The sequence below is a fragment of the Halanaerobium saccharolyticum genome (assembly GCF_004362045.1).
Classification (GTDB): Bacteria; Bacillota; Halanaerobiia; order Halanaerobiales; family Halanaerobiaceae; genus Halanaerobium; species Halanaerobium saccharolyticum_C.
This window is the reverse complement of sequence record NZ_SNWX01000006.1, coordinates 109,960-127,203: the sequence shown is the minus strand read 5'-3', so window position 1 is coordinate 127,203 and position 17,244 is coordinate 109,960. Positions and strand designations below refer to the sequence as shown.

Genomic DNA, 17,244 nt, shown 5'->3' with positions numbered 1-17,244 from the left:
AACTTAGACCCTCTCATGCTTTAACAACCTCCATTTCTGTAATGAAATCACTGCTTGATAATTTATGCAGACCTTTTTTTACTCTAAATAAACCTGAAATAGTTTTGCTATCAATTCTAATGATGCTGTCAGCCCAGATTCTATAATTTAAAAGAGATTGAACCTTATAACCTTCTTCTCCATCTTCATCAATCTTTTGTGGAGAAGCTATCAATCCGGTCCTTTTATTAAGGTTAACAATCTCTCTGGTTCCAACTTCTTCAGGTCTCAAATAAATTTTACTTCTACCAACATGCAATTTAGTAGCTGCATCTTTTGCTATTTCCTCAAGTGCTGTTTTAACAGTACCGGAAAAAGTTTTTCCTTTTGGGTAATCTATATTATTGGCTAAATTAATCTCTCCAATTCCAAAAGGGAGCATATCAATTAAATCAACAGCAACATCTCTTGCTCTAATACCAGCTCTCCAGGTCTGATTAACTGTAGTATTCAACCAATCAGAAGTATTATCGCCCACTACAATTTCAGTAATTTTATCAGTTGTATCCCAGGAGGTTTGAGTATGAGAAATAACTCCAGGCAAGAGCAGACCAACATCATCTTTATAGCCAGCTCTCAGAGTGAAATTAGTATCTTTTTTAAGAAGATCAATTGTTTTATTGCTTATATTGAAAAATCTAACATGGCCTACATTACCGTCTGAGTCAGTGTTAAAATTAACCTCAAATTCTAAATCTAAATCAGGGTATTTTATTTCTTTATTTTCTAGAGTAAATATTACTCTTCTTCCAAAGGCTTTTGACATTAGTAATCACCAGCTATATATAGCTTTACACTGTCATAAAAATTATCGTAAGTAACTCCTTCTTTTTCTGCGGCCATTGTTTTATCAAGTGGTATTATCCCGATACCGTCAGGCAGCCTGTCATCAATAATATTGTCGAACATATTCGTGCCGTAAGTTATTTTTTTACCTTCAAGTATAGCCTCTCCGGTAGAATCAAAAACTGACATAGCAAAAAACCCTTGATGATTCCAGCTTATTTCAAATATAAGCTCTGTTCCTGCTACATCAGTCAAAAATCTGTCAGGAACCTGTTTAATATTTTCTTTTTCTACAGGTAAATATTTAGCATCCATTATTCATCACCGCCGAAAGGGGATATCATTGAGGTAAGAATTGACTGATCAGTGCTTTCTTCATCTATATTTTCTGTCTTATTGGACCGTTCTTCTGTTTCTGTAGCATTTTGCTGCACTTCATTGCCGGTTGAAGGATCAGTTCCTAAATTAACAAATATAGTCTCCTGCTCAGCTACCTGAACCTGTTTTAAGGAAATACTGCCCTGGTAACCATTAGATATTTGAGCATCAGTATCAAAATTTATACTTAAAATAACCATGTTTTCATATAATCTGTAATCTTTAACATCCATGTAGTTAAAGACTTCATCATGCTGGCTTGCTTCTTCTAATCTATCTCGCTGATCTTCTGCTTCATCTCCAGCTATAACGAATGTATGATTAATTTCAACTGGTTGGTGATTGATATGATCAGCTATTTCTGTTTTATCCTCAACTGGCTTTTCAGTAACTTCATTTTTTAAGTTAACACTTTCTTCTGGAGCAACCTCTATTTCTATATCAAAATCATCATTGTATAATCTAGCCAACTGAATCACCTACCGCAGCTGTTGCCTCTCCGTCAAAATACTGCTCTATTATTTTAATTATTTTTTGAGCATCCTGAACTGTATTGTTTGAACCTTCAAGATTAAGATTCTCAATTACTACTTTCTTTTCTGATTTACTATTACTACTTTTATTGCTTTGGTTATAATTATTATTTGTAACACTTTGAGAACTTCCAAAACCACTGTCGGAAATACCCTTCATCGGGCTGTAATCTCTAACAATAGTTTTAGGCTCAGCAATCATTGACTCATTCCACATGCTGCTCAATGGTCCAGTAACCTGCTCTCTGGACTTATCGACACCTTTCCCGATTGTTTGAGTTAGCCCTGGTCCTACCCTGTCTAACTGGCTCAATGGTCCAATTTTAGCAGGTGATTGAGGCAAATAGTCCATTATCTTTTTTGCCATTCCCTGCATCCAGCCTGGCAGTTTATCCATAGCATTTTCAATTGCTGTCTTAAGGGCAGAGCCAAAGTCTATATTACTTAATTTGCTTTTAATGCTGCTGGCCCATTCATCAATCTTGGCTATCGGATCGGGTATATCTGGCATACTTAAACCTGGCAAATCGAAAGAAACTAAATTATTAACAAAATCTTTTCCGCTATTCCAGATTGATTTTATTCCGCCAACTAAATCAGGTAATGTTGGCAGTTTTAAAGCAGGAAGTTCAATCCCTGTCTTGTCTTTTATGAATTGTCGTCCAGATTCATAAATTTTATTTATTATATTTGGTAGATTGACTGTAGGAATTGAGAAATTAACTGCTTTCAATGGATTTTCTTTCACCCAGTTAACAGCCTGATTAAATTTATTTTTAACCCCTGCAGCTATGTCTGGCAGACTAGGCATATCAACATCAGGCAGCAGGTTGACAAACTTCTCTTTTATCCAACTGACACCAGCTGAAAGATTATCAATGAATGAATTCCAAGTTCTATTTAAAAATGCACTCACTGTATCCCAATTTTTATGCAGTGTATAAAGTGCAGCTCCCAGTGCGGCAATTCCTATAACCACCCAAGTAATCGGGTTTGCTAATAGTGCAGCTGTAAATGATAATGTTGCCGTAATCGCCGAACCTATAGCTCCTACAAAGGTAGTTGCTGCAGTCCAGGCAGCCCCAGCCACCGAAGTAGCAAAACTTGCCACACCAACAACAGCTTTTGTGATCAATGCCTTCCAAAAAGCAAATGAGGCAGTTATTGCAGTCCAGATTCCACTTGCAAAAGAGGTTAAGGCAAATTTACCTTTTAAAAATAGACTCGTGGTAAATGCTGAGACTGCTGGTATCGCTGAGGAATATATCGCAGGTGCAAAAAATGCCGTTATCGCTCCAGCTACTGCCAATACCTGAGTTTTATATTTTTTGGTGAAGTCTATAAGTGGATTTAGCACGGCCTCTCCACCGTTCAATCCAACCCACAAGTCTTCCAGTAAGAGAACTAGGCCCATTACCGCCCCAGCTATACCAAAGCCCTGAATGCTAAATATTGCCCCTATCATTGGCCAAGCAGAGCTTACCATTCCAATTGCTGCAGCTATTCCAGTTATTGCAACACCTATCGTGAAAAATCTGGCTGCTGCCGTCAACTTCTCGCTTTGTTCAATTCTATCTAAGAATTTATTTATCACTATCAGACCCTCAGTAAATCTAGGTATGAAATTAAAGCCCATTGCTATTGATACATCACGAATATTTCCTTTAAAACGCTGAACCTGGTTGTTCCATTCCTCTGAAGTTCGGATAGCATCTCCTATTGAGTCTTGAGATTGAGCAACAATTTCTTTGTACCTAATTTGCATTTTTGATAAACTATCTAATTGTCTAAAACTTTCTTTATATCCCATTGCTGCAGCTCTAGCATTAAGATTTTCTTCATTAAGCTGAGCTCCAAGACTTTTAACAGCCCTATGATTTCCCATTAAAGCAGATTGCATTGCATTAGCAGCCTCTGCTGTACCAACATTATTGAAAGAACCTAAATCAGCTGACAATTGAACCATTTCTTTAGATAATCCTGCTGCTTCATCTCTGGCAAGTCCCATTGGTACCAGCACATCTTGAAAACTGTTCAGCCAGTCCATTGTCGCATATTTTGAACGACCAATTTCATTAGAGTATTGATTAGCCCATTCCTTGGTTGAGTCAGCAACTTCTCCAAAAACAACATTAAATTTATTTACAGTTTCCCTGGCATCACCAGCACTGAACACCGATTTAGTTATAGCCGCAATTCCTGCACCTGCTATCAATCCTAACTGGTATCGGTAACGCTCTAAAAGGGCAATTCCTCGCCCCATAGCTCTTTTAACACCAGAGAAGGCATTAGACATTGCTCGGCCAGCAGTTACTGCTTTTCTTTCCAGAGCTCCCATTCTGTCGGTGGTTCTTATTACATTGTTTTTAAAGCTATCAACTCTTCTATCAGCCTGGGTAAGTGGCCTATCATTTATTCCAAAGCCAACTTGAAAACCCAAAAACCTTTGTGCTCCTCCTGCTGGCATATCTACCGCCCTCCTTCAGAACTATTTTTAATCTCTTCATTGAAAACTTCTAAAGCAGCCCTGGCTTCTAAAAAATGATCTAAATCCCATTTTGCAACTTCTTCCTCAGACTGCATCTTAAAAACCAGAGCCCAGTAATCTTTAAGAAGTCCTTTTATCTGCCTTTTGTAACGATCATGATTTACTATTAACTCACCTTTTTTGTTTATAGAACTATACTTAGGCTCCAAGAAACGTTTCTATACTTTTTACAACCTCTTTCAGTTCTTTAGACCTGTTATAGTTTTCTATTTCTTCTATTAAGTCCTGAACATTACTTAGCTTTTCAAAGTCATCCATGGTGATATCTTCTTTTAAAGCTTCGGCCATCAGATTATCAATATAAACTTCCTGAGAAAACTGCCCGGCTTCATCTTTAGAATTATCTTCAATTTCTAAAATAGCTTTATTGCCAATATACTCAACTGTATATTCATCACCATTTACAGTTACCTTTTTCTCTTTTTCGCCTTTAACATCAAAATCATCTACTTTTACTGGATTGATAACAACGTTATCAAGCAAACCAGCAATATACTTCTTTCTGGATGTCGAGCCGTATCTATCCCGGCATTTATCCTGGTGTTTTATGTACCAGCGAACACCCGGATTTTGAAGAGTGTATTTATTTTCTCCTACACTAATTGTTTTTTTGCTACCTTCTTTACCCATTATTTATAATACCCCCTCGAACGCTTCCTCATAGTCAGCTACAAGCAGAACCCATTCTCTATCTCCCGGCTCATTAGACTTCACATTATCAGGCAAGTTTTGAATTACGCACCTGCTGCCGGATCCAGAAACATCACCATCAAAGTTCTGATCAACTGTAGAGAAGCCAAATTCTTCATCTGACTTATACAAGTTGTATAGTTTTTCATTTGCCGGGCTAGTTTCTTTCAATGTGATTGTTGCTTCTGCTCTATCGTCAGCAGATTTTGAGAATGTTACCTCTCCCTGGGCCCCTACAAATGAGTTCCTTTTTTCTGACATTCTAGAAATTTCAACCATTGCATCTTCAGCAAATCCAGTCAAAACAAAATTATCTACAATAGTAATTACTTTGGTTGGATCATAATTGACCATTTATAATACCTCCTTTACAGTGTTAAGTAGAAATCTAATTCTACATTGTGCCAAGCTCCAGAGTAGGTTACTGTTGATTTAACACCTTTTAAAACTCTGTTTGCTAAATCATTTTTCAGTAAGTCTTTTCTGGTAGGATAAGTTACTGTTGACATGAAATTACCGTCTGCATCTTTTGCAACGGCACCATTTCTTGCAGCTACTTTATTGACCTGTTTGGCTGCATCAACAAATAAGCCGATCCCCGCATTATCCTGGCCTACTTTCTGGCTGGTTTTTAGTACTCTGAATATTTCTTCTCTATATCTTGCAGCAAACCAGTGTTTGGCAACAGTTGTATCAATAAAATCACCATTACTCATTACACCTTCTGCGACATATAAAGAGCCGCCCCATTCTTTATAAATATTTGCATTAACAGCTTGCAATGCTGCTGTATCAGCTGGCAAATAAGTAGCTTTAGCAGTATTATTGATAGTTTTAAACTTAAGAGTATAACTACCAGGAGTCATTGGCAGGATTCTACCTAAAGCACCTGCATCAAGATACTGCTCTTCATCATTTACACCACCATCATGAGCGAATAGAGCAAAGTTCTGGTTTTCTATTCCCTGCATAAAGGTTTCGATATCAGCTACAGCTGCATCTTTACCCAAATCACCAAACATTATTTTTTCTTTTGAAGCTACCCAGTTAGCAGCTTCTTGAACATCGGCTTCAGTGTTACTTGCGATAGCCAAAGCGTACCAATCATTATTTTGAGTTATTAATTTATCTAGCTCATCAGTGATTGTGCTTGTTTCTGTCGCAACATCAACACCGTAAATCATAACTTCCTGAACCTTTGGCTGCTGACTTAACATAGCATTAACTTTTTTGTATGCTAAATCTTCACTGGTCCAGTTCTGGATCTCTCCAGTGTCTGAAACTATTTCTAATGGATTGGTAACAGTTGGGTCAAAAACCAAACCAGTACCGAATCCTTTTTGAGCTACAGCTCCTGTTTCATCATATACATTTACAACAACAGGATCTCCCATTTAAAGATCACTCCCTCTTTATAAATTTACGTCTAAAATATCTTCATCATCAGAAAATTCTACTTCAAGTTCAACCTCTTCGAATGTCTTTTCAATTATCTTAACTTCATCATTAAACTGCAGAACTACATCAAAACCTTTTCTATCTTCATAATCAGTCTGTAAATAAGTGGTCCTGTCCTGCATATTTGTTACATTGATAATCACCACATCATACTGATCAAGAAATCGCTGGCCCAGTTTAGGTATTCTAAACCACTCAATTAATTTTGAAATGTATTGGCTCACATCTTTGCCAAAAGCGTTAAATGATATCGTCACTCTCGGATTTGAGTAATAAGAGTATTCGATATCCTCATCAAAATTAGGATCATCACTCTGAACCACTTCTTTTTTTATGAACATTGACTGAGCATTCCCGTTTATATCGTAAGGAGAAGACATTTTATAAGTTATTCTCGGATAAATTAAATCTTCGGACTTAACATCCTGATCAGCTCTAATAAGCTGCGGAATCCCTGAATAACTCTTTATTTCTGGCTGCAGATTGGTCCTAAAAGTGTATAAATCTATCATTTAACCACAACCTTTTTAGCCAAAAACTTATGGAAATCAGATAAGTGAGTGTTATTTTGTGGATTTTGCACTTCAAAATCATTGTTTTGAAAGCGAATAATGTCTCCCTCTTTTGGAATCAAAGAAATTTCTTCATCAGTTTCAGTATTAGCACCAGTGTTATCTTCCGGGACGAATAACTTTAAGTCCTGGATAGTGTAAAAGCCACCATCATATTCGTTAAGCTCCTCTGGTGTTAAGTGAATTACTGCTATGTCTGTGGTATATTCATCTGCATCACCATCATCAACATATTCACCATTCACAAACTTTTTGCCACCTCTTTTCAAAGTGACAGGAGTTAAATAATCTCTTATAAATCCTGAAAAATCCACGTTATCACCTCACTCTATAAGTTATTGACTGTCTTAGCCTACCCGAATCAATTAACGGGTTATTAGCACCCTTTTTGTTCTTTTGAGTTACTGCTGAGTTAGGAGGAGACTTTAATTCGACCATATATTTACGAATGAAAGAAGCAAACTCAGCACCCAACAAATTAAGGGCTTTATTAGCAGTCATTCTACCCGCTATTACAGCCCTTATTGCTTGTTCAGTATGCTTTTGTATTTTCCTAACATTCTTGTCGAAACCTTCCCTGATATATGACCTCTCTGGAATCTCAACCTTTTTAACGAGAGCATACATAGGCCTTATATCATCTCCTACTTCCATGGCCAGTATTCCATCACCATCATCATCAGGATCCAAAAGGAACAAATTATCAAAGTCTCTTGCACTTTTACCAGCCGCCTCTTCATTAAGGGGTATTGTAAGAGCTTTCGCTTTTTTAGGTGTTATTGTCACACCGAACTCATGCACTCTGGCAATCATTAGTATTTGAGAGTCTTTGCCACCAAATACACCAACTTCAATCTTAGAATTCTTAAGTTTATTAATTTCTTCAATTAAATTAGGCATATTGTTATTATCAGTAATTTTTAGCTTTGCCATTATGAAAACACCATGAATGTTGGTCCCTGGCTCTTTTTCATAATCCTTAAAAGCTCTTTACCGTATTCGGTGATTTCCAAACCTTCGGTTCCTGTTTTATTAGCATAATCTTTAGAACCTAAGCCCTTAACTGCTTCACTGATTGCTTTCGGATGATCTAAAGTGGCAAAATGAGCAGCCATGTATCTTTCCATTTTCTCCTGGTATTTATCATCATATTCCCAGTCTTCAAGCTCTAAAACTGCATCCTCAATGTAAAGCTCAATAGATTGATCAGATAACTTAGAAAGGTGAGAAGCAATACTCCTCACCTTAGATACAGTAGTTTGAGGCATGATTACTCATCGCCTTTATCTTTACCATCATCTTCTAAGTAAGCAATCTGATCTTCAATAGCTTTTTGAGTGGTCTTTCTATCATCAGTCTCAGCCCACTTTAAAAGCTTTTCTTTATCCATTGTTGTTTCAACGAGCTCAACAGCTTTATCAACTGGAGTAATTTCTGACAAATCTTCAATTGTGCCGTCTTTAACCTCTACCTTACCTTCTTTCACCCAACCTTTTACTATTGGATGAGTCTTTACAGCTTCCCAGTCTTCATCCTCAACTTCATTCGGGCCAATATTCAACGATACATTTCCAACATGTTTAATTTGAGCGAAATGGTTAATTATCGTTAACATACAATTACCTCCTCATTTTTTTATTAATTCTTAAATTCCGTCAGCTCTGCAGATTCCGAGTGGATATCTAACAATAGCCCCAGCAGTTCTTTCTTCAAGGTTAACCTGCGAACTAAGGTTTTCCTTGTTATATGGAGCATGTCTATAGATGTCTAACGGTAGCCCCATTTCAACTACATCTGGAGAACTATCATAAACCATAAAGCAGTCAGTGCCACTATCTCCTTTTCCTGCAAGCTCTGGTACAGAAATAATTCTGTCAAACCAGCCTTGATTTTCAAGATATCTGCGGATAGTTAGCTGAGGATTGTCAGAATTAAATGGTCTGTCTAAGTCCTCGTACTGATCATCTGGAATTGCTAAAGTATCAGCAGCCATTCCAGGCTTTAGATTAACTTTCTTTTTGGCTTGTCTGATATCTTCAACTATTTCTTCGCCTGTTTTATCTTTCCAGTTTGTAGATGTTGCACCACTATTTTGAGCAACAGTGTAAGTCTGAATACCAGTAAAGTTAGTCAGGCCTTCTGCATTATGCTCAGTAGAGCCAGAGAAGAAAAAGTCATTTTCTCTTTCAGAAATAGCTCTTCTAGCTGCAGTAGCCTTAGTAGTTTCAACTGGTCTATTAGCCATCTTTGCAGCTCTCTTTTCCTGAAGGTCAATAGTAAATCCTACTACGATACCATAAATACCCTGGTGGTGTCTTTCAATATCTGCATCTACTAAAGGTACATCATCTGCACCATAAGCAAATATTTTAGCAGCACCTTTTTTAGTTACCTTATCGTAACTATAGGTTTCTGCACCTTCCGGGATGTCAGTTTTCAAACCCACCATTGTTCTGGCAGTTAATTCTCTTTCTTTGGCTTCATATACAGTATTATCAATTGCATCTAAGTCATCATTAGTTAGTAAAGCGTCCTGTCTAGTAACGCCAGATCCTAAGTCTTTCATTATTTAATCACCTCTCCTTAAAGTTGTTTAGTAGTTGTCTGAGAAGGTAAGTTAAACTCTACCTTGACAACATCACCGGCAGATCCGGCTGATTTGAACTCTGCATCCTCAATTTCAACACCATACACACCATTAGTTGCTTCAGTTAGTGGTGCTTTATCAAATAAACCATCATCTCTGACGGCTACTTTATCGCCTCTAGTTACATCAGCTGCAGAATCGGATAACTTAACCCACATCACTGCTTTTCTGGCAACAGTAACACTGTCACCATCTGCATATTTAGAGTTATCTAAGTCACCACCTACAGAATATTGAGCAATTCCAGCTAAGACATCAGCTGCAGCACTTCCATCCCAAGCAGCAACCTGTTTTTCTGGATCAGTACCATATTTAACAGCAGTACCGAAAGGAATATCACCTTCGCCTGCCATTGAATCAGCGTGTCCGCTTCTTCCTGTTGCTAATTGACCTGCATTTAATTTAGCATCCATTATTCATCACCTCTCATGTTTAATCTTTTTTGACGCTTTTTCTCAATAGCGTCACTGCGGGAGCTGGAGTCTTTTTTCTTAAACTTAAGATTTTTATCTCCATAGCTGCCCTGACCTTCATCCAGCATTTCACTTAATACATCAAAACGAGCTTCAATGTATTCGTCTGGTCTATCTTCGCCGTCAAACTTTTCATTAACAGCTTTGATGCAGTCGATTTTGATTTCTTTATCAGATTTGCCTTCAACCTCATAATCTTCATCCAAAAACTTGTCAGCTTTCTTCAGAAGTTCAAGTCTTTCACTGACGGCTTCATCAATTTTCTTATCAGATAACTGATTGCCCTCCAATTCATCAACTTTCTTTTGCAGGTTAGAAACCTGATCATCTTTACCATCTAACTTACCTTCTAACTGGCCAACATTTTTAGTCAGTTCTTCATTTTCAGATTTTAAAGTATCAATTCTGCTTGCAACTTCTTCAGCTACTTCAAACTCTTTACCGTCTAATTTAATAGTTTTCAATTTCTGATCACTCCTTTTGTTTTGCTTCTTCTTTGACTTATCATTCAAAATATCGCTGTCTTTTCTGACCTGATAGGCATAATCTTTTGAGTCCAATCTGGCACTGCAATCAGGTCCGCAACGTCCTTTTTCAACCATTGCCAGGTGGTTTAAATTAAAGTTGGTCTGTCTGCGATCGTATTTCTGGCCCTGATACGTTCCTGATTCTTCAACAATTTCACACTCAAAACCTAAGCTGCATTCCTTTTTGTTGCCATTGAGAACTTTACCGATTAAACCTGAATCAAATACTGTTGCTCTGCCGGTTAACTTTTCTCCAACTATTCGAGCTGTATCTGATGTCATTCCTTTAACCAGCTCTTTCGAGTTGTCCGGATTGACCAGCTCCCAGGGGTGATCGTCAGTAACTGGTAAGTTTTTTAATTGACCTAAAACCTCTTCAGTTAACAGATCATCAGGATGCTTTAATTCATAGACTATATCTCCTGTCTCTGGGTCTAAATAAGGGAAAACTCCAGTTTGTGCAGCCACAAGGTCATAAGTAAGAAAGCCAGATGAATTTTTATTAAGATTGTTAATTCCTATCACATCAAACCTCTTTGGCATCTGTAATCACCCCCTTTCTATGCTGCTCTTCCAAACATTTGCTCCAATTCTTGTTCAACAATTTCAGCAGTACAGCGACAGTTATAATCCTTGCCCGGGAAAAGACCATTGGCCCCTTCTTCCCAGGTAAATTTATGCCCGTTTAATGCTTCATGTTCATCCCGGACCCTAATATCATCTGAATCCCTCCAGATGAACTCTTTAAGTCCGAGCTCCTGGTGCCTTATTTTTGTAAAGTCACCCAGCATACTACCTGCCTGGTCTCTTGCAATAAATTTAGCTCTGCTATCTGTTTTTTTATAGATATCCTGTATATTATCTTTGATATCGTCTATACTCTCTCCGGATCTCACCCCCTGCAGCACAATAGTATCCAGCTGTTTATGGTACTCTTCCGGAATTGATTTAATTAAACTAACATTTTCAGATACTGCAGCCTTTACTGCATCCTCTAATTGCTGGTTTCTTTTGAGAGGATCCATTCCAATAACTGATCTGATCTGTTCTTTAACCTCGTTATTGGTGTGATTTTTAACTCTTTTAGAGAATTTGTCAGCTAACTTTTTTGCTGTTGCATCAGAAAAGGCCCGAGTAATAGCTGATTCTTTCAGCTCCTCAAGGCCTTGTATTATGTCATCCATTTCGCTGTCTTTTTTATAAGAGTCATTCCTCCGTAAATATGGAGTGACTTTCCTATCAACAAAATCCATGACATCATTATTCATTTTTTCGATTATATCCTGCAGGTCTTCATAATAATCAACTGCATGATTAGCTGGAAAAAGTATTCTAGGAAGTGGCATTTTCATGTGCCTCCTTCACTCTGTGGGCCAGCTCTATTGTTTCTTCATCTGACATGTCTAACTTTTCCATCAAACTGCTTTTACTGGTCCGCTCTTCTCTTATCTCATCAGCTGTATAAACTTGATTTTTGATGTATATTGCATCAGTCTCAGCGACTGTCTTTCTAATATTAGCATCAGTTTCTTTGTCTAGCTTCCAAAGTGGATTGAAAGAAATTGAGTATTTACCGTCTGGATCAGTTCGTCCACTGCCAACTCCGCTGTCTTTAGCCCAAAACAACAGATTAATTAGCTGTTCTATCAACGGCCTTAAATAGTTCTCCTGGAGTCCAGCAATTCTTGCATAATAATTTAAGCTGTCAAACTGTCCTCCCGTAATTGTACCCTGCTGCTGGCCCATGATATGACTCTTAGGCATTCTTGCAGCACCGGCTAAATAGTCCCAGACAAAATCAAGCATATCTTTTAAACTAGATAATGAACCTGTAGGACTTTTAAATTCTAACTCATCCTCTGGGCCAATTAGTGCAAGTGAAAGAGTATTAAACTCAAATTCGAGCTGACTCTGTACTTTCTGCCTGGTTTCAGTGTCTGTTATATCGACTCCATCTGATTTAAGGACCTTAAAGACCAAAGAATAAAGCAACTGGCCAACTGACCATGCTGCATTATCAAAAATAGTTAACGGGTCAAATATTGACTGTATAAGCGGAATTCCCATTGCCTCATCCTCTACAGTTCTAACCTGCAGATGCAATAGCCTTGATTTATGGATTTTTCTTTCTCCCTGGCCACCAACACCAGATATCTTAAACTTTTCAATATCTCCGTACTCCGGAGAGAACATATCCTCATTAATATCAGTGTCATGTATTTTATTTCCTGAAAAAGCGTGAATATAATCAATATCAATCAGCTGCTTAGGGTTTAGCTCCTCTTCAAGCTCCAATTCGCCGGCCTGTCTGGCTCCAATACTGCAGAAACCATCACCTCTCAACCTTTCGTATTTGCACATATCCTGCATTTTAGGCTGAGCATTTAATTCAGTCAGTTTATTTTCAATAGCTTCCTTAACCTTTTTGTCGGCTTCTATTGATATCCATTCCCTTGTCATATCCTCAGCTGGTATATCTACAATGTTCTGAAAGATACGATTGCTTTTATACAGAGCTGTTATTTCTTTATTAGAGAGTGGTGGTCCTTCATTTGGTCTCTGTTGAGTAAGTGGATCACCATTTGGCCCCAGTAATTTACCTTTGGAACTGTTAGGATTTTGAGAGTGCATGAAATCCTGTCTTAATACGTTATAAACTCCTTTTTCTGCCAAAGTGTATCACCTCCATTAACTTGAATAAGCTGAATAAATACCTTTTCCGGTAACTATCATATCGTCTTCATGAGCATATCTTGTAGGGTCAATAGTATGATTATCTTTATCTATTAATTTATTTTTGATATTTCCATCTCTATCAACCTGGTAATCTATATTTTCAAATTCTCTTGCTATATTAGGGGTTCTTTTAGGATCAATAACAATCGCATTTAATTCATCTAACCATTTTTCACCATGTTCAACAGACCCTGGTCCTTTTTCAGCACCCTTTACTTTTATCCCATAATCTTTTAATTGAGCAATACTTCTGGGTTCAGCACTATCTGCAATACTCATATGATTATGATACTTTTTATTTATCATCCAATTTGCCAAGTCTTCGATTTTTAGTTTTATTTGATATTTTTCATCAATTGCATAAATAATTTTCCTTTTGCTGTCATAATGCCAGCGAACAAAAGTAGTTGGGTCCGCTCCATAACCCCAGTCAATACCCTGTTTGTGATTATCAAACCTTTTTATTTCTTCATCGCTTATCTTTCTGAATTCAAGGTTTTCAAAAGGAACAACCCCAGACCCTATCGGTTCACCTAACCAGGTATGCCTATACTTTCTATCGTTTTCTTCTTTTAAAATATTTATTTTTTGCAAAGTTTGCTTTGCTATAAAAGGGTTGTCTCTATAATCTGAATGGTGAACATAATAAATTTCCGGCAAAGTAACACTATTAAACTTTTTATTGCACCAATTAGTCTTTCTTTTTGGTGGGTTATAAGAATAAAAGACTTTATAATCAAAGCCTGTTTCTTCTCTGACTATAGAGTCTTCTATGGTTGCTATTTCATCTTCTGTTTTAAATTCGGCTAACTCTTCAATCCAAAGCCAAGTGTATGGATATTCTTCAGTAGAAAGAGATTTAATTCTTGTTGGATCGTCAGCACCTGCAAATAATATTTTATTTCCTCTGGGCCTGTAAATGATTTGCATTGGACTTACTTGAAATTTAAAATAATGATCAACATTCAATAACCTTGCAGCCCATTTAAACTCAGTAAAAATTGACTCTCTCATATATTTAGCGTGTTTTCTAATAGCAAGACCATTTACCGGATTCTTAATTGTGGCCACGATTCTATTGAGAGCAATATGAGACGATTTAGCAGATGATCTCCCACCCTTTAAAACATAATATAAATATTTATCTTTTTTGGTAGCTTTCCAAAAATCATGAAACTTCGGTATAACATGATCACTAAGTTTAGTTTGCTTTTGCATATTATCACTACTCAATATCATCTATTATTTGAATTCCACCTTGCAGATCTATGTCTATGTTATCTTTGAAAAGTGAGTATCTTTTACCTAAAAGCTCAGCTGCTTTATTTCTATCTTTAGGGCCAACCTTCTTTGAGACAACTCTAGCTTCACTCATGTAGTCACCAATATTCTCAGTTACCACTGTCTCTTCTTCAACTTCCCCTCTCATTACTTTGGTCAGGTACTCAAGAACTTCATCCTGGGTGGCTACCCTGGCCTCTTCTTTTTCTTCGAGCCTTTTTTCTATATAATTTTTAATCTCAGGTTTTTTCAGGTTTTCGTTTCCAATTGAATAAGCACTATTTTCACTATAACCGGCTTTTATTGCTGCATCAGTTGCATTTATTGAGATAATATATTCATCAGCAAAAGCTTTCTGTTTTTCTGTTAAACTAGAATCTTTATTTTTTTCTATTGGATGCTGCCAGCATCTCCATTCTTTTGGAGCTTGATCATCATCAAATTCTTTTTCTCTGGTACATCTGCTTCCATCATTTTTCAAACCAATACATCTCAAAGTTTTCACTGACAACACCTCCTATTACTTTATAAATTTAAATAATAATTATTCTCTATTACTTTTAAATAAATATATAACTAACCTGCTCTCCCCACTCCCCCTATAGTCCCCCTCTCCCCTCTCACTAAATTACAGTTCCAAATAATTCCCATTCGCTGTATTTATCTTCTCTAGTGTAGAGGTGAAAGCATTCACTGACAAAGAAATTTTGACCATCTTTTTCTAGATCAACTCTTTCCACTTTCAACCAACCTTGCTTATATCCGTTCACATGTTCAGGAAAATTAATTCTAAGATATTGTTCTATACGATCTGGTGGATCAAACACATTTAACAACCCCTTTGTTTTAGAGGGCAGCATTAATTAGCCACCCTCTAGGTTAATAATGGAGGTAACAAAAACCTCGACTAGATATCAATTATCATAGCCGAGGAAAAATAAGGAGGATTTTAGGGGCTATGGCTACCCCTATTTCTAATCCAGTATATTAAATCAGTATATGTCGATTAATGAATTATAAAAGCCCCAGAAATATATTCCGGGGCCTCAATAGAAAGGAAAATTATAGTGAATGTTTACCTAAATTCACATAATTGCTTATTATGTTCATAATAGCACACTTTTTGTGCCTTCGTGTTCGCCATTAGTTCACAAACAGTTCGCAAGCTGTTCTTTTTTAATTATTTGCAACTTTTTCTCTCTTTTTCTTTATAAATCCAACAATTCTTGCTGCCTTTTCCATTGCTTCATCCTTAATCTCATAATATTTTGTTCTACCGTAAGGGAAATTAGGGTGAGTATAAACTTCGCTGTCTTCAACAATACGGCCTGTTTTATACTTAATATCCATAAGCAGCTGCTCTATTGGATCTAAACCCTTATAAGCTTTTTCCACTCTTTTTACAAGTTTAATTTTTCTTTTGTACTCTTCTTTGAGCTCTTGCTCTTTTTCAACAGACTCCATAACTGGCTGAGCTGTCGGATCATAATGATTTGAAGATTGCACTCTAGGTCTTGAATAATCTATCCCCTGCCCCTTCCCGGCTAAATCTTCTAAAAAATTACCATCTATTTCAGCTTCAAATTGAATGTATTCACACCTGCTTTTATATTCCCGGTAATTAACAAAATCAAAAATCACTCTTGAACAATAGTTCTCCACTACATCTTCACCCCACTTTTAGCTTCCATCATGTATTTATAGCTTGCAAACACTGGGTCATCCTCTGCAAATTCAACCGGCTCTACTCTCTCTGTCTTTCTCAGACTCAAATCAAAGCAATCAATCAGAAAATTATATATTTGAGGCTGTTTTTTCTCTATCTGCTCTCCCATTGTCATCCTGATCAGCTCCAATTATCTTTTTATGATGTCGTACCAATTACCTTCAGGCTTTAATTCTTTCCCCATCCATTCTTCATTAATTTCGCTTATTTCATGGCTTCTCTTATCAATTGATAACCTCACATTTAGATCTTTGTGCTTCTCTCTATCTTCAAGCAACAAATTATTTCTAGTACCTGGACTACAAGCTATAACTCTGCCGGTAAGCAAATAACTAAAATACCAATCTTTTGTGCAATAAACTTTTAAATCAGACATCTTTATCAGCTCCCTTAATCATTTCAAGTAATCTCGGCCAACTACTTTTATTTTTATAATTCATGCAGCACAAATCCCCACCGCCGTAATCCTTCAAATAAATTTCTTTAACATTCCCCTCTCCATCATGTTTAATCCTGATATGAGCTTTATTAGGATTGTTAATTATTCTGTTTTTCAATTCTTTATGATCATTGTGATTTTCAATCCAGTTCTTAATTTCGGACTCATTAACTGCATCTAAAATATTAATTTTATAATCAGCGAATTTTTCTCTTTTGAAAATAGGTTCAGCTTTAATTTGATTAATGTTAAATTCTTTGCTTTTGAATAAATTTAATTGGCCCATAATTTTATCCCATTCCAAATCAAAATATTGAATACCAAAGCAGTGTAAATTATTCCTATAAATTTAGCTTTAGTTTCAAAATCATCTTTATCATTTTTGAGCCAATAAATACAAAGACCGGCTAA

The 17,244-nt window shown here is 36.7% G+C and carries 24 protein-coding genes; all 24 read right to left on the bottom strand.

Features of this window, described 5'->3' with window-relative positions:
* Positions 1–13 precede the first annotated feature (13 nt).
* On the bottom strand, positions 14–805 hold the full coding sequence (locus tag DFR79_RS05985; protein ID WP_133514586.1) for a phage protein: 792 nt from the start codon (positions 803–805) through the stop codon (positions 14–16).
* Complete coding sequence (locus DFR79_RS05980; RefSeq protein ID WP_133514585.1) at positions 805–1,140, bottom strand: phage baseplate plug family protein; 336 nt, start codon at positions 1,138–1,140, stop codon at positions 805–807. The genes DFR79_RS05985 and DFR79_RS05980 overlap by 1 nt, the downstream gene beginning before the upstream one ends.
* A complete protein-coding gene (locus tag DFR79_RS05975; protein WP_133514584.1) occupies positions 1,140–1,673 on the bottom strand; it encodes a phage baseplate protein in 534 nt (177 codons plus the stop codon). The genes DFR79_RS05980 and DFR79_RS05975 overlap by 1 nt, the downstream gene beginning before the upstream one ends.
* Complete coding sequence (locus DFR79_RS05970; protein WP_133514583.1) at positions 1,666–4,203, bottom strand: hypothetical protein; 2,538 nt, start codon at positions 4,201–4,203, stop codon at positions 1,666–1,668. Before DFR79_RS05970 ends, DFR79_RS05975 begins: the two co-directional genes overlap by 8 nt.
* A gap of 2 nt (positions 4,204–4,205) precedes the next feature.
* Positions 4,206–4,433 carry a hypothetical protein gene (locus DFR79_RS05965; protein WP_133514582.1) on the bottom strand — a complete coding sequence of 76 codons (228 nt, stop codon included), beginning with the start codon at positions 4,431–4,433 and terminating at the stop codon, positions 4,206–4,208.
* The gene (locus DFR79_RS05960) at positions 4,423–4,914 is read right to left on the bottom strand and encodes a hypothetical protein (protein ID WP_133514581.1); all 492 of its coding nucleotides are present in this window, start codon (positions 4,912–4,914) and stop codon (positions 4,423–4,425) included. The genes DFR79_RS05965 and DFR79_RS05960 overlap by 11 nt, the downstream gene beginning before the upstream one ends.
* Before the next feature lie 3 nt (positions 4,915–4,917).
* Positions 4,918–5,328, bottom strand: coding sequence for a phage structural protein (locus tag DFR79_RS05955; RefSeq protein ID WP_133514580.1), 411 nt, complete (start codon positions 5,326–5,328; stop codon positions 4,918–4,920).
* Positions 5,329–5,342: 14 nt separating this feature from the next.
* Positions 5,343–6,368 carry a DUF3383 family protein gene (locus DFR79_RS05950; protein WP_133514579.1) on the bottom strand — a complete coding sequence of 342 codons (1,026 nt, stop codon included), beginning with the start codon at positions 6,366–6,368 and terminating at the stop codon, positions 5,343–5,345.
* An 18-nt stretch (positions 6,369–6,386) separates the two neighbouring features.
* Entirely contained in the window at positions 6,387–6,944 is a 558-nt protein-coding gene (locus DFR79_RS05945; protein WP_133514578.1) for a phage neck terminator protein, read from the bottom strand.
* Positions 6,941–7,318 (bottom strand): hypothetical protein, encoded by a 378-nt coding sequence (locus DFR79_RS05940; RefSeq protein WP_166637989.1) that lies wholly within the window; start codon positions 7,316–7,318, stop codon positions 6,941–6,943. The genes DFR79_RS05945 and DFR79_RS05940 overlap by 4 nt, the downstream gene beginning before the upstream one ends.
* A gap of 4 nt (positions 7,319–7,322) precedes the next feature.
* A complete protein-coding gene (locus DFR79_RS05935) occupies positions 7,323–7,937 on the bottom strand; it encodes a hypothetical protein (protein ID WP_133514576.1) in 615 nt (204 codons plus the stop codon).
* Positions 7,937–8,272 (bottom strand): DUF4054 domain-containing protein, encoded by a 336-nt coding sequence (locus DFR79_RS05930; RefSeq protein ID WP_133514575.1) that lies wholly within the window; start codon positions 8,270–8,272, stop codon positions 7,937–7,939. Before DFR79_RS05930 ends, DFR79_RS05935 begins: the two co-directional genes overlap by 1 nt.
* A 2-nt stretch (positions 8,273–8,274) precedes the next feature.
* Positions 8,275–8,619, bottom strand: coding sequence for a hypothetical protein (locus DFR79_RS05925; RefSeq protein WP_133514574.1), 345 nt, complete (start codon positions 8,617–8,619; stop codon positions 8,275–8,277).
* Positions 8,620–8,649: 30 nt separating this feature from the next.
* Entirely contained in the window at positions 8,650–9,570 is a 921-nt protein-coding gene (locus DFR79_RS05920) for a DUF2184 domain-containing protein (protein WP_133514573.1), read from the bottom strand.
* Between the two features lie 17 nt (positions 9,571–9,587).
* Complete coding sequence (locus DFR79_RS05915; protein ID WP_133514572.1) at positions 9,588–10,064, bottom strand: structural cement protein Gp24; 477 nt, start codon at positions 10,062–10,064, stop codon at positions 9,588–9,590.
* Positions 10,064–11,194: a DUF2213 domain-containing protein gene (locus DFR79_RS05910; protein WP_133514571.1), complete on the bottom strand. Its 1,131-nt coding sequence runs from the start codon at positions 11,192–11,194 to the stop codon at positions 10,064–10,066. The genes DFR79_RS05915 and DFR79_RS05910 overlap by 1 nt, the downstream gene beginning before the upstream one ends.
* A gap of 17 nt (positions 11,195–11,211) precedes the next feature.
* Positions 11,212–11,997 carry a phage head morphogenesis protein gene (locus tag DFR79_RS05905; protein ID WP_166637988.1) on the bottom strand — a complete coding sequence of 262 codons (786 nt, stop codon included), beginning with the start codon at positions 11,995–11,997 and terminating at the stop codon, positions 11,212–11,214.
* The gene (locus DFR79_RS05900; RefSeq protein WP_133514569.1) at positions 11,984–13,324 is read right to left on the bottom strand and encodes an anti-CBASS protein Acb1 family protein; all 1,341 of its coding nucleotides are present in this window, start codon (positions 13,322–13,324) and stop codon (positions 11,984–11,986) included. Before DFR79_RS05900 ends, DFR79_RS05905 begins: the two co-directional genes overlap by 14 nt.
* A gap of 15 nt (positions 13,325–13,339) precedes the next feature.
* Entirely contained in the window at positions 13,340–14,605 is a 1,266-nt protein-coding gene (locus DFR79_RS05895) for a PBSX family phage terminase large subunit (RefSeq protein WP_133514614.1), read from the bottom strand.
* 7 nt (positions 14,606–14,612) lie between these two features.
* Positions 14,613–15,062, bottom strand: a complete 450-nt coding sequence (locus tag DFR79_RS05890) for a terminase small subunit (RefSeq protein ID WP_133514613.1) — start codon at positions 15,060–15,062, stop codon at positions 14,613–14,615.
* Positions 15,063–15,844: 782 nt separating this feature from the next.
* Positions 15,845–16,330: a hypothetical protein gene (locus DFR79_RS05885; RefSeq protein WP_133514568.1), complete on the bottom strand. Its 486-nt coding sequence runs from the start codon at positions 16,328–16,330 to the stop codon at positions 15,845–15,847.
* On the bottom strand, positions 16,330–16,509 hold the full coding sequence (locus DFR79_RS05880) for a hypothetical protein (RefSeq protein ID WP_133514567.1): 180 nt from the start codon (positions 16,507–16,509) through the stop codon (positions 16,330–16,332). Before DFR79_RS05880 ends, DFR79_RS05885 begins: the two co-directional genes overlap by 1 nt.
* A gap of 15 nt (positions 16,510–16,524) precedes the next feature.
* The gene (locus DFR79_RS05875) at positions 16,525–16,770 is read right to left on the bottom strand and encodes a hypothetical protein (protein ID WP_133514566.1); all 246 of its coding nucleotides are present in this window, start codon (positions 16,768–16,770) and stop codon (positions 16,525–16,527) included.
* Entirely contained in the window at positions 16,763–17,119 is a 357-nt protein-coding gene (locus DFR79_RS05870) for a hypothetical protein (RefSeq protein WP_166637987.1), read from the bottom strand. Before DFR79_RS05870 ends, DFR79_RS05875 begins: the two co-directional genes overlap by 8 nt.
* Between the last annotated feature and the right edge of the window lie 125 nt (positions 17,120–17,244).

Coding starts and splice junctions, on each gene's coding strand:
- DFR79_RS05985 (WP_133514586.1), bottom strand. CDS start 805: ATGTCAAAAGCCTTTGGAAGAAGAGTAATATTTACTCTAGAAAATAAA.
- DFR79_RS05980 (WP_133514585.1), bottom strand. CDS start 1,140: ATGGATGCTAAATATTTACCTGTAGAAAAAGAAAATATTAAACAGGTT.
- DFR79_RS05970 (WP_133514583.1), bottom strand. CDS start 4,203: ATGCCAGCAGGAGGAGCACAAAGGTTTTTGGGTTTTCAAGTTGGCTTT.
- DFR79_RS05960 (WP_133514581.1), bottom strand. CDS start 4,914: ATGGGTAAAGAAGGTAGCAAAAAAACAATTAGTGTAGGAGAAAATAAA.
- DFR79_RS05955 (WP_133514580.1), bottom strand. CDS start 5,328: ATGGTCAATTATGATCCAACCAAAGTAATTACTATTGTAGATAATTTT.
- DFR79_RS05950 (WP_133514579.1), bottom strand. CDS start 6,368: ATGGGAGATCCTGTTGTTGTAAATGTATATGATGAAACAGGAGCTGTA.
- DFR79_RS05945 (WP_133514578.1), bottom strand. CDS start 6,944: ATGATAGATTTATACACTTTTAGGACCAATCTGCAGCCAGAAATAAAG.
- DFR79_RS05935 (WP_133514576.1), bottom strand. CDS start 7,937: ATGGCAAAGCTAAAAATTACTGATAATAACAATATGCCTAATTTAATT.
- DFR79_RS05930 (WP_133514575.1), bottom strand. CDS start 8,272: ATGCCTCAAACTACTGTATCTAAGGTGAGGAGTATTGCTTCTCACCTT.
- DFR79_RS05925 (WP_133514574.1), bottom strand. CDS start 8,619: ATGTTAACGATAATTAACCATTTCGCTCAAATTAAACATGTTGGAAAT.
- DFR79_RS05920 (WP_133514573.1), bottom strand. CDS start 9,570: ATGAAAGACTTAGGATCTGGCGTTACTAGACAGGACGCTTTACTAACT.
- DFR79_RS05915 (WP_133514572.1), bottom strand. CDS start 10,064: ATGGATGCTAAATTAAATGCAGGTCAATTAGCAACAGGAAGAAGCGGA.
- DFR79_RS05910 (WP_133514571.1), bottom strand. CDS start 11,194: ATGCCAAAGAGGTTTGATGTGATAGGAATTAACAATCTTAATAAAAAT.
- DFR79_RS05905 (WP_166637988.1), bottom strand. CDS start 11,997: ATGCCACTTCCTAGAATACTTTTTCCAGCTAATCATGCAGTTGATTAT.
- DFR79_RS05895 (WP_133514614.1), bottom strand. CDS start 14,605: ATGCAAAAGCAAACTAAACTTAGTGATCATGTTATACCGAAGTTTCAT.
- DFR79_RS05880 (WP_133514567.1), bottom strand. CDS start 16,509: ATGACAATGGGAGAGCAGATAGAGAAAAAACAGCCTCAAATATATAAT.
- DFR79_RS05875 (WP_133514566.1), bottom strand. CDS start 16,770: ATGTCTGATTTAAAAGTTTATTGCACAAAAGATTGGTATTTTAGTTAT.
- DFR79_RS05870 (WP_166637987.1), bottom strand. CDS start 17,119: ATGGGCCAATTAAATTTATTCAAAAGCAAAGAATTTAACATTAATCAA.